The following is a 10911-nucleotide window of genomic DNA, read 5'->3' on the forward strand; positions in this document are numbered from 1 at the left end:
ACTATGTTTGCAAAACTGTTTGAGCAACTAAAACTGGTGTGGAAAGTATTGCGTCGTCCGAGTGTCCATTACAGTTTAGGCTTTTTGACTATCGGCGGGTTTATCGCTGGAGTAATTTTTTGGGGTGGATTTAACACTGCTTTAGAACTCTCCAACAGTGAGCAATTCTGTATTAGTTGCCATGAGATGGAAAATAACGTCTATAAAGAGTTACAAAGCACCATTCACTTTACTAACCGCAGTGGGGTACGTGCAACGTGTCCAGATTGTCATGTACCACATAACTGGACCGATAAAATTGCCCGTAAAATGCAAGCGTCTAAGGAAGTGTGGGGTACAATATTTGGTACGATTAACACGCGTGAAAAGTTTGAAGGTAAGCGTCGCGAGCTGGCTGAGCATGAATGGAAACGCCTTAAAGCCAATGATTCGTTAGAGTGTCGAAACTGCCATAATTTTGATTATATGGATTTCACTCGTCAGTCTACGCGTGCATCACAAATGCATTCAACGTCTCTGGCTAGCGGTGAAAAAACCTGTATCGACTGTCATAAGGGGATTGCACACGAATTACCTGATATGGCGGGTGTAGAAGGGTTCTAACTTATTGGTTAATGTCATCATAAAGGCCAGCAATTTGCTGGCCTTTGTTTATTTTATCGAGCTGACTTAAGTAAAACGCTTACGTTAAATCAAGCTGTTGTCCAATCGCATCAATTAAATATTCAGTGAAATCGTGACCATGGTTTTGCAACATTTTCGGGAACATTGAAATAGGCGTTAATCCTGGAAAGGTATTGATTTCATTTAGGAGGATTTGATTATCTTGGGTTAAAAAGAAATCGATGCGCGATAAGTGACGTAATTTCATTCCTTTAAATGCTTTTACCGCATAGTCACGAATTTGCTGACTGATTTCAGGGCTGAGGTTATCTGCCACTACGTCGGTACGAGCTTGACTATTTTTGGCGTACTTTTCTTCAAACGAATAAAAAGTATTGGTATTACAAATAATCTCCCCAGGCAAGGTTGCCACCACATTACCTTGGTACTCATAAACGGCCACTTCTAATTCACGCGCATGGATCGTTTGTTCAACCACGACATAAGGGGCATAACGAAACGCGTCTTGTAGCACGTTGGCAATATCAGCTTTCACATCGACTTTATAGCAACCGACCGATGAACCTTGCGAGGCCGCTTTCACGAATACCGAGCCCCAATTGTCAAATGCCGCTTCGGTTTGTTTAATCGCATCAGCATTTAATTGGTGCAAGAAAATGTATGGCGTATTAGGGACGCCTAAGGCCGAAAACCACATTTTTGCGGTGACTTTATTAAAACAGTTGCTCGATGCTTCTGACTCACAACCAAAGTAGGGCAGTTGGATTAAATTAAAGTAAGATTGGATATCGCCTGTCTCACCGGGAAAACCATGAATGCACGGAATAACATAATCAACAGGCCATATTGGGGAGCGGTCATCTTCAAAACGGATTTCACGACGGTTGGTTAAATCGCATGATTTACCGTCTTCTGTATGATAATGTCCGCGCTTGTCGAGTACTAATTTAAGTACTGAAAATTTATCTGACTTAGCCAGAGATGACTCAAAAAAACGGGCCGACATCAGCGAAATATCATGTTCAGCACCGCCACCGCCGTATAATAACAGCAGATTGACTTTTGGCATGGTTACTCCTGGAAAAGGTAAAATATAAGCTGGAAATGGGCCGGAACAAGCAAGGTTATTCGCCCTGAAAAATTGTACTTATGATAAAGACCGACGGCTATAAAGTGCAAGCAAGCGTTAACATTATTTCAGCTTTGGGAGCAGATTTTTTAATAAAATAAGCTGTGAAGGCTCGGTGCCACGATTTACGCTCAGCAACATGTAGTGATGATATTTTAGTCATGTTGATTTATTCCGGTAAATATTTCTTACGCTCAATAATACATTCATAATCAGCCATTTCAAATTCACGGCATATTAACGGACGCTTTTCGTAAATCGAACACATCATAGTGTCTCGGTCTAACGCCGCGCACCAACCATCATCGAGCCGCAGCATCACTTCTCCCCCCCAAGAATCGTTATCGATATACTCATCAGGCACCCCTGTTTCAGTAATCAGCATCACTTCAAGACGGCAGCAACAGGCTTGGCAAGTTGAACACGTCACCGCTACGGGCTGTTCTGCAGAGTTTATTGCTAGGGGAGTCGCTGACTTATCGGTCGACTCAGGGAACATAGTAATGATATTGGTGGGCATTAATGGCTGCTGTTAAACATTTTTGCTAAGCATACCGTAAATTAATCGCGATGACGTTATTTTTGGTTAAATAACCGCACATCTGTGCCCTGGTTGAGGTTAAATAATCATTATATTGAGACTTCGCCAAGCAATTCGGTGAATGCTTGGCTGTTAATGGGTTACAATTTGACCACTTTGCCAGTCAGTGCAACGCCAGCAACGAAAGTGCCTGCACCGCATTGGAAAGTGTCATTGCTGCTAGTCAGATTGTTTTTATAATTAGATTTTATTCCAATGACAGCATTACCGCCCTCTTTAATTGCACGCTCTTTGAGCGTAATCATTGCCGATAAAAATACCCAATGGCAGGCTTCAAGATCTGATTTATTAAAGGCATTAGTTTTTTTGCTAGTACTGAACTCACCAAATTGCTGCTGAGGTTCGCCATAAACTTGATCGCCAAAATAAAAGCTTATATCTGTGCCAAGTTTATTGTTTGCTTGCTCTGTGCTTAATGCATCGGTGACAGAGTAATTACCAATATCATCGCGGGCAAAAGAGGTGGCTGGAATTAAGCAAAGTGCCAGTGTGATGGCCGCTAGCGTGTTTTTCATGGGGTTAAATCCTTTTAATTGCTGTTGTTTTAAGGCGATAGAAATCCATTGCTCGAAGCAAAATAACATTAACTCACTGATTTTACGACTATCAATAAGGATTATTTAACCCTGTAGGTAGATAATAAAATTTGATAAAACAAAGATTCACTCATCTGGTCATTGATTAAGCCTAGTGCTTTTCCTCGTCAAATAGTCACAAAAGGCTATCGTCATCCAAGCTGAAAAAAATGATGTTATTCAGTTAGAAGAACAGGCGTAAGAGAAATGGCATCGTTGGTCCACTTTGCTCGCTTCAATTTTGTTTGGGTATTTACACTCGGTTACTGTTTAAATTCCTGAAATAATATCAAAATTCTGCAAGCTCACCTATTGCGTGTTAACTTATTGTTAACAATGTCGACTGTCATTATTAACGTAATAATCGTCATGCTTATTTTCGTCATGTAGGTATTTCAAAAGGAATGGATATGATTAAGAAATCATTAAAATGGATCGCAATAGGTACCTTAGGACTAGCGACACTGGGTGGGGGATTTGCCGCACACGAATGGTATGCAGACAAACCTTTTTTATTTAGGGCTTATCTCGACCGAGCATTGGTCAAAATGGCCTTTAAAGACCCAGAAACATTAACGTCATTAGGCTTTCTGGAGTCAGTAGGCATAACAGGTCATAACGCTCACTTAGATAATGTTGATCCCGCCAACGATCAAGCTATGTTTGATGAATTGGTCGAGTTTCGTAAGGGGTTAATGCAATATCAAAATGTTGATTTAGATGAAAATCAACAACTGTCGAAAGACGTGGCCTTGTATTTATTAGATATGTTGGATGAGTTCAAAAAATATCAATATCATAATTATCCCGCTAACCAAATGTTTGGTATTCAAAGCGCTTTTCCAAGCTTTATGGAATCGACTCACCAAGTGAATACTCTAGAAGATGCGCACAATTATTTGTCACGATTAGGAGAAGTTAATCGCAAGTTTGGTCAATATTTATTGGGGCTTAAGAAACGCGAACAAATGGGCATCATTCCTCCACGTTTTGTTATTGATCGCGTGTTAGATGAAATGCGCGGTTTTATCGCGACTCCTGCCACAGACAATATTCTGTATACCTCATTACAAACCAAAATGGATAAAGCTGAGGACATCAGTGACGAAGATAAACAAACTATTTTAGCCCAAACCGATGTCGCTATTCGTGATGCGGTATACCCAGCTTATGACCTGTTTATTGATTACTTTGATACCTTAAAAACGAAAGCCGGTATTGACGATGGTTACTGGCGTTTGCCTGATGGTGATAAAGCGTACAAATTAGCATTGCGATTTTTTACCACTACAGATTACAGCGCAGATTATATTCATGACTTGGGCTTGTCTGAGGTGGCGCGTATTCACCTAGAAATGATGGCCATTTTTGACGCTGAAGGCGTTGATGTTTCAAATGGATATTTGGCGGCAATGAATGAGTTTTCTGCCAGACCAGAGTTTTATTATGACGATTCCGATGCAGGCCGCGCACAAATTCTAAAAGATTATCAAACAATATTAGATGAAGTTGACCAAGGATTAGGTGAGACATTTAATATTCGCGCTAAAGCGGGAATGGAAGTGGTCCGTATTCCTGAATTTAAAGAGAAAACAGCACCAGGTGCGTATTACCAAGGTCCATCATTGGATGGTACTCGTCCAGGACGCTTCTTCGCTAATTTGTACGATATCAAAACAACGCCTAAATACGGCATGAGAACCTTAGCCTATCATGAGGGGATCCCGGGGCATCATTTTCAAGTTTCTATTGCGATGGAACTGGAAGGTATGCCACTTATTCGACGTTTTGCCCCTTTTACCGCCTACAACGAAGGTTGGGCTCTTTATGCTGAACGCTTAGCCTATGAGCAAGGGTTTCAAAAAAAACCTGCAGATAATATTGGTCGTCTTACGGATGAGTTACTGCGAGCAGTAAGGTTAGTTGTCGATACAGGGCTTCACCATAAAAAGTGGACCCGAGAGCAGGCTATCGAGTATATGGCCAATAATACCGGCCGTGCTGAGCGCGATGTGGTGTCTGAAATTGAGCGCTATATTGTAATGCCGGGTCAGGCGACATCTTATAAAGTGGGTATGATGAAAATTTTAGAGCTGCGTCAAAAGTCAAAAGACAGCTTAGGCGATAAGTTTGATCTACGCGAGTTTCATGATGCAGTCTTAAAAAATGGCGCGATGCCTCTGGACTTACTTGAGCGGGTTATCGACAGTTATATTGCGGCCAAGCAAGCAGAAACGACATAAGTCGTCATAAGTTAGCTATAAGTTAGCCTCAATCAGAGCTGTTAACTTGATTTACGCTCTAAAAACCAGTTGCATCACAACTGGTTTGTTAACTTTTTGTCCCGGTAATCCCGCCTCGTTATTACACCATTATCTTCATTATTATTTTGCTATTACTTGAATATGCCTGCAGAAAATAGGTTGAAAATAATCACCGAATTTGGCCATTCATTTAAAAATGCAGTAGGTGCTTTACTGACATTAACCGAAGATGGTGAAAGTGTAGAGTGAAAACGAGCTTGAAAAACACCGGCAGAGGGACCTCATCCAGCCAACACTGGCTCTGTGCTTAAATACTAGTTTATAAAACTAACCACTTCTTTAACTTGATTAGTATTAAGCCTTTCTGCTGAGTTGGACCTGCCATATTGGTCACGACGATTACACATCTCGAGGGTAATTAATGAATGAAATCTATCTTATTCCCGTTTGAATAGTCGTAAAAGTGCATAATCTGGATTAAGCATCGGCCAAGTCCAACAAGCGATTTATGCCTTGCAAAAAGAACAACCCATGAAGACTAAATTGTTATCTTGAATACAGATTCACTGGCGCCGTCTGTGTTTATTCCAAACGGGTTATTAAGCTAGCAAACTTACCTCAATCATAGGTATTCAAAAAAGGCTGTTGACTGCTATTATTGAGTTCTAACAGGATGTTTGGAGTACTCACATGATAGTCGACCCAGGCAGCTGGTCGCTGGCGGTTGTTGTGACAGCCTTCGCTGGCATCACAACTATCATCGGTTGGTTTGGTATCAAGATGACTAAAACCGCACGCGACCTTGCCCACAATACGGGCTTAGGTGAAGCACTTATGGGAGCGGTTTTCATTGGTGCATCAACATCGCTGTCTGGGATCACTACTTCCGTTTCAGCCGCTGCCGCGGGATACGCGGAACTGGCAGTAAGCAACGGCTTAGGAGGCATAGCGGCACAAACCGTGTTTCTTGCTTTAGCTGATATTGCATACAAGCGCGCGAACCTGGAGCACGCAGCTGCATCCGCTGAAAATCTATTCATGTCAGCCTTTCTTCTGACCTTACTAAGCATCCATGCGCTAGCGTTATCTTTCCCGACTATCAGCTTCTTCGCCGTCCATCCGGCGACGGTGATTGTGATCTTTGCATATATTTTTGGTGTTCATCTGCTGGCCCGTATGCACCACATGCCGATGTGGTTTCCGAGAAAGACGGCAGACACTGCATCAGAACCCGCGGGTCACCGCTATCGCAGCCGTCACCTTTGGAGGCTCTGGCTACAATTTATCGGCTATGCGGCTATTGTCGCCTTGGCTGGTTGGGGTCTCGCGCAACTTGCAATACCTCTTGGGGATAAAACGGGTTTGTCACACAGCATTGTCGGCGGAGTGTTTACGGCCGTCTCGACGTCAGTTCCTGAACTCGTTGTCGCCATCACCGCGGTTAGGATGGGCGCGCCAAACTTGGCTGTCGGTGATATTATCGGCGGCAATGCATTTGATACGTTATTCATCGCAGCATCGGATTTAGCCTATAGAGAAGGCTCTATTTATGCTGCCATTTCGAGCGCCGAGCAATTCTGGCTCGCCAACTCGATGCTGATGACATGTGTGCTTATCATGGGATTGATCTATCGTGAGCGCCACGGGCTAGGGAACATTGGTTTGGAAAGTGTTATTTTGCTGATGTTGTATTTCGGAGGGATAGCGACTTTATTTGTATCCCCGTAGCGCGGTTCAAAATCCTTTTGTTGAAATACGGGATGTTAACCATGAGAGAGCGGCCTAATAAGCTAGCCAAAGGTATCTAGAGAAAGTTGGGCCATATAATGTAGCATGGTTATTTTTACTCCAGCGGACCGACATAACTCGCCTGGTTTTTACTTACACAATCAATCGCAAGTCTGCGTGAAGTGGTCAAGTTAAATAAGGCGCTTTAAAATCCAAACAATTAGATGAGGAATTTTTTATATGAGTGAGGAAATGAGTGAAAAAATGAATGGACCTGCTTTAAACGCATTGAAAATTGCGTTTATCTACATGCCTAAATCAATTGAAGTCACTAAATATGAGTATGGTGATGATTACAAAAAGATATTAGATCACATTGAAACCGTTAGGGAAATGTTATTGATTAATGATGTTGATCCTGAAGAGGTTTACGGTGAAATCAACCCTGAGAGCACGCCCAATTCATCATATTGATTTAGTGGTGTTGAGTGTTGTTAGGTGATATAGCGATAAAAATGGAACGGTAATAGTAGTGCAGGTAACCCAGTGACGTGCTGGCAGTCGACAACCCATTTTTTGGTAACGTCTTGGGTTGCTTAATCTAGTGTTTTGGGTGAATGTTTCAAGGGTAGAAAAATGGGTGGCACGATTATAAGGATTGACAAAACTAAAACTAAAAAGGACCCATTCATGAATAAATAGGTCCTTAGGTTCAGGCCACTAATCTTTGCAATCCATAATATTTAGATGTCCCCCTGTCGTGCCCGCCTCGACGGTAACTGCGCCAGCATCTTTAAATATTACAAATGGCCCATCTGTAATATTATCTGCTTCAGGATCATCAAGATGACCTAGGCACGTATATCCCACATGATAATCGCCAGCCGGTAAGTAACCCATTGTAAAGTGCCAATCACCTAGGTTGTCCTGAAAAACAGGACCCACTGAAATCGGCTCAGTTAACCCGTCAGGCGGAGTCGATCCCATATCGGCCATCATGGATAATTCAGTCACTTTTGCTGGATATAGATAGGCTAGATGCTCAAAAATACCATTGTCAGCCAAATCGACATAGGTAGTTTCACAATCTGCAATCCACTGAGCATCAACATCACCACGTAAATGCCCCATATCTGCATTATCGACAGACCACACGCCTCGGTGTCGCAATTGGAATTTATCTTGCTGCTGGGTTAACGCTTTATAGAGATTAATCTCCATTGTCATTTCCAAGTTCTTGTTCGCGGTTACTTGGAAATTTCGAAGTGGTAACTTTCCCTCTTCGGCTTCTAGAGCAAAGCGCCCTTGGGCATTATTAATATATGAGCCTTGATTACCATCACCTTGTACGATGCTGATATATGCATCATTATATTGACCTGCTTTGAGTTGAAATTTATTCAGCACCAAATTACGTTCCATTCCTTGATACTGTAGTAAATTAAACTCACGATTTTGCAACGTAATACGCTGCTCTTCACCTTGTTGATTTTTCACAACAAGCTGATCTAACACCATGCCTACTTCGTTAACACCTGACATTGGTGCGTCTGATATCGCGATAGTCAACTCACCTTTGTCTGTAGCATCATCGCTATTACAAGCACATAGGATCAATGCTGCTGTCAAAGTCATTGCAAACTTAATCTTATTCATTTTAACCTCCCTCGCCATTTAACACACTTCCAAGGTTAGGGCTATCGCATGAGAGCTTGCTTTTTGAACGCTACGCTTAACCTGCAAACAAAAAACAAGAAATCGTTCAAGCTATGAAGACTTGATGAACTATGGCAGCTCATTAAACAAACTAATACTGTTCAAAAAACGTTCGCGATTTCACCCTAGTTTTAAGATACGCTTGCGAACCGGACACAAATTGATCTTGGTCAATATTTGAGCAAGTTGGGGTGTTATTTTTTAGTTTATCGGTTTAACGCAGTCTAATCTTATCATGTGCGGTAAATATTATATTCTGAGGATTATAAGCCAAGATTCAAATATTTTTAACTTAGCCGTAATCTCAGAGGTATGAGCGAATTCTTAATAATTACCGCTAACTCATTGGGTCGCTGACAGCACTAAGAGGATGATTCCTGAACAACAATATTATTACGTAATTATCTTATAAGTTTGGACCAATGCGTATTTTGCAAATCGTTGTTATACATCTAAATGACAGGGAGTTATAAAATGAAAAAATATATTTTTGCCTTGAAAAGTTACATTGCACTGCTTCTGATTACCTGCTTAATCATTACTGCTAATATCAGTGCTGCCCCCAGTGGTGGAAGGGGCGGTGGAGGAGGTGGAGGCGGTAGTGACGGTGAAAGTGGAGATACACCTGACTATAAGGAGCTAGTTATTCTCTATCGGGATGAAAACGGTGTTCCCATCCCAACAGAACCACAGCTTGTAATCGATCCCGAGACTGGTTTAGAGGTCTGGGGGGGATTATGTAGACAACCCATCGCTTTTAATGTGTCCAACGACTTCGATACTATGTGTCCAACGAGTTGCGCGGTGAAAATAGGTGGAAAAGATGTTGTTAGTAGCATCGATCAATACTCCTGCGCAGTCGCCGCTGAATGCACGGGCTGTACACAGGAGGTTGATTTTGGTCGTATAAATGTTGCTAGATCGGGTTCATCAGTATTTGAATCTCAATTAGACGACGTGATTGTGAGCTTGTCCACCGCAGATTGTGTCACTCTCGATCCCGCCGGACGTTTAGTTGCTAACACGGTCGAAAATGGCATTGATCCGACTGCGCCAATAGTAGTGACCAGCACTATCGACTCGCCAATACAGAATCTAGCTATCTACAGGCAACTGATGCTGACGGGTGACATAGGTGTTGGTTTACCTGAAGGTGTTGATGTACTTAACACCGCAGCAAGGGGGATCGGTACAGCGTCTGGAAAGTCTGGCGAAGTTAATGTGGATCTGATTGTCTATCTCAATCAGATATTTGGTCTGACGGAAGTGGATGACACTATCCTTGGCAAACTATATGAGGATTACAGGGAAGAAGTAAAAGGTAATATGGAAACTGTCACTAAAGTCTTCTTGGACTTCGGAGATTATAGGTATGCTCGCTTAGACAACTTCTCAAGTGAGGCTAAATCACTGCCCAGACCCGCTTATATACTTGGCGATACAAGCTTTGGCTTCTTCGAGTATTTGGCCGTCACTCCTGATAATTTAGATCGATTCTTCATCAAAAAGGGCTCTATCCTAGAGGCAGTGTTCTGTAATAATTTTGCTGAAAATGGGCATTGTGTTGCCGATATGGCCGATTCAACTACTGGAGAGGGTATTGCTGCTGGTTTCACTGGCGGTAATATCGGTGGGTTTGCCCAATCAGCTGATGATACTCGCGCCGTGATTAATTTCATGCACAACTGGCCGATGCCGCTTGATTATGCCACCCCTATATCTTGCGTGGCCTCGAGCAATATCACCTATGACTTATCGATTAGTAATGAATCCGGTCTACAGGTACCCGTGCGCATGATAGACGGCATGGAAGAGGGCAGAGAATTTATTGTGTCCATCGCCAATGCAGGGCCAGACGCTGCTTCCGGTACCGTTACGGTAAGCGCCGAAGAGACAAATGGACGTACTATCAATGGCTCACCGTGGATTTTTGAATTCACTGATCTAGGTGCCAACAGAAGTGAGTCGTTCACTCAAATCTTCATTATTGACCTTGGTTATGCCGCTACCATTAACTGGACGGCCACAGTGGCTAGCGCAGATGATGCAAACCCCAACAACAACGACGTTACCGCAACCACCAGCATAAAAGTGACACAAGGGGGTGGCAGAAAGTAATCAATAAACGTGATTTGCTGCAAACCACACTTATCCGAGCTACAACCGTTAGAAAATGAAAAAAAAGGGGTTGGAAATCGCCCCTTTTTTAATAGAAGTGGAATAAATTGAGTCAAATCGCGGCCAAGCCCGACAAAAACTAATAAACAGTAGAAT

9 protein-coding genes are annotated in these 10911 nt (G+C 42.5%); 5 read left to right on the plus strand and 4 right to left on the minus strand.

The annotated features are described in order from the left end of the window. Window positions 1-3: 3 nt before the first annotated feature. The gene (locus CXF80_RS01210) at window positions 4-603 is read left to right on the plus strand and encodes a cytochrome c3 family protein (protein ID WP_372491452.1); all 600 of its coding nucleotides are present in this window, start codon (window positions 4-6) and stop codon (window positions 601-603) included. A 79-nt stretch (window positions 604-682) separates the two neighbouring features. On the opposite strand, the gene CXF80_RS01215 is transcribed toward CXF80_RS01210, so the two are convergent. The 3 genes from CXF80_RS01215 to CXF80_RS01225 all read right to left on the minus strand — a co-directional run bounded on the left by CXF80_RS01215 (window position 683) and on the right by CXF80_RS01225 (window position 2869). After that, the gene (locus CXF80_RS01215) at window positions 683-1693 is read right to left on the minus strand and encodes a D-alanine--D-alanine ligase (protein WP_101030361.1); all 1011 of its coding nucleotides are present in this window, start codon (window positions 1691-1693) and stop codon (window positions 683-685) included. Window positions 1694-1922: 229 nt separating this feature from the next. Then, window positions 1923-2273, minus strand: coding sequence for a YkgJ family cysteine cluster protein (locus CXF80_RS01220; protein ID WP_198554716.1), 351 nt, complete (start codon window positions 2271-2273; stop codon window positions 1923-1925). A 161-nt stretch (window positions 2274-2434) separates the two neighbouring features. Next, entirely contained in the window at window positions 2435-2869 is a 435-nt protein-coding gene (locus tag CXF80_RS01225; protein WP_101034634.1) for an excinuclease, read from the minus strand. A 470-nt stretch (window positions 2870-3339) separates the two neighbouring features. Here CXF80_RS01225 and CXF80_RS01230 point away from each other — a divergent pair, with 470 nt between their 5' ends. The 3 genes from CXF80_RS01230 (at window position 3340) to CXF80_RS01240 (ending at window position 7395) form a co-directional block, all read left to right on the plus strand. Next, complete coding sequence (locus CXF80_RS01230; protein WP_198554717.1) at window positions 3340-5172, plus strand: DUF885 domain-containing protein; 1833 nt, start codon at window positions 3340-3342, stop codon at window positions 5170-5172. A gap of 711 nt (window positions 5173-5883) precedes the next feature. Then, window positions 5884-6921 carry a sodium:calcium antiporter gene (locus CXF80_RS01235; RefSeq protein ID WP_198554718.1) on the plus strand — a complete coding sequence of 346 codons (1038 nt, stop codon included), beginning with the start codon at window positions 5884-5886 and terminating at the stop codon, window positions 6919-6921. A 252-nt stretch (window positions 6922-7173) separates the two neighbouring features. Continuing rightward, window positions 7174-7395, plus strand: a complete 222-nt coding sequence (locus CXF80_RS01240; protein WP_101034637.1) for a penicillin-binding protein — start codon at window positions 7174-7176, stop codon at window positions 7393-7395. Between the two features lie 246 nt (window positions 7396-7641). Here CXF80_RS01240 and CXF80_RS01245 read toward each other — a convergent pair whose 3' ends face one another. Then, complete coding sequence (locus tag CXF80_RS01245) at window positions 7642-8577, minus strand: DUF4382 domain-containing protein (RefSeq protein ID WP_157822162.1); 936 nt, start codon at window positions 8575-8577, stop codon at window positions 7642-7644. A gap of 864 nt (window positions 8578-9441) precedes the next feature. Here CXF80_RS01245 and CXF80_RS01250 point away from each other — a divergent pair. Beyond that, the gene (locus CXF80_RS01250) at window positions 9442-10755 is read left to right on the plus strand and encodes a hypothetical protein (protein ID WP_157822163.1); all 1314 of its coding nucleotides are present in this window, start codon (window positions 9442-9444) and stop codon (window positions 10753-10755) included. The last annotated feature ends 156 nt before the right edge of the window (window positions 10756-10911 follow it).

Origin of the sequence: Shewanella sp. Actino-trap-3, from assembly GCF_002836275.1 — a bacterium.
GTDB classification, from domain to species: domain Bacteria; phylum Pseudomonadota; class Gammaproteobacteria; order Enterobacterales; family Shewanellaceae; genus Shewanella; species Shewanella psychromarinicola.

What these genes read in the sequence shown, in the direction of transcription:
- CXF80_RS01230 (WP_198554717.1), top strand. Translation starts at nt 3,340, where the DNA reads ATGATTAAGAAATCATTAAAATGGATCGCAATAGGTACCTTAGGACTA.
- CXF80_RS01210 (WP_372491452.1), top strand. Translation starts at nt 4, where the DNA reads ATGTTTGCAAAACTGTTTGAGCAACTAAAACTGGTGTGGAAAGTATTG.
- CXF80_RS01240 (WP_101034637.1), top strand. Translation starts at nt 7,174, where the DNA reads ATGAGTGAAAAAATGAATGGACCTGCTTTAAACGCATTGAAAATTGCG.
- CXF80_RS01245 (WP_157822162.1), bottom strand. Translation starts at nt 8,577, where the DNA reads ATGAATAAGATTAAGTTTGCAATGACTTTGACAGCAGCATTGATCCTA.
- CXF80_RS01235 (WP_198554718.1), top strand. Translation starts at nt 5,884, where the DNA reads ATGATAGTCGACCCAGGCAGCTGGTCGCTGGCGGTTGTTGTGACAGCC.
- CXF80_RS01215 (WP_101030361.1), bottom strand. Translation starts at nt 1,693, where the DNA reads ATGCCAAAAGTCAATCTGCTGTTATTATACGGCGGTGGCGGTGCTGAA.
- CXF80_RS01225 (WP_101034634.1), bottom strand. Translation starts at nt 2,869, where the DNA reads ATGAAAAACACGCTAGCGGCCATCACACTGGCACTTTGCTTAATTCCA.
- CXF80_RS01220 (WP_198554716.1), bottom strand. Translation starts at nt 2,273, where the DNA reads ATGCCCACCAATATCATTACTATGTTCCCTGAGTCGACCGATAAGTCA.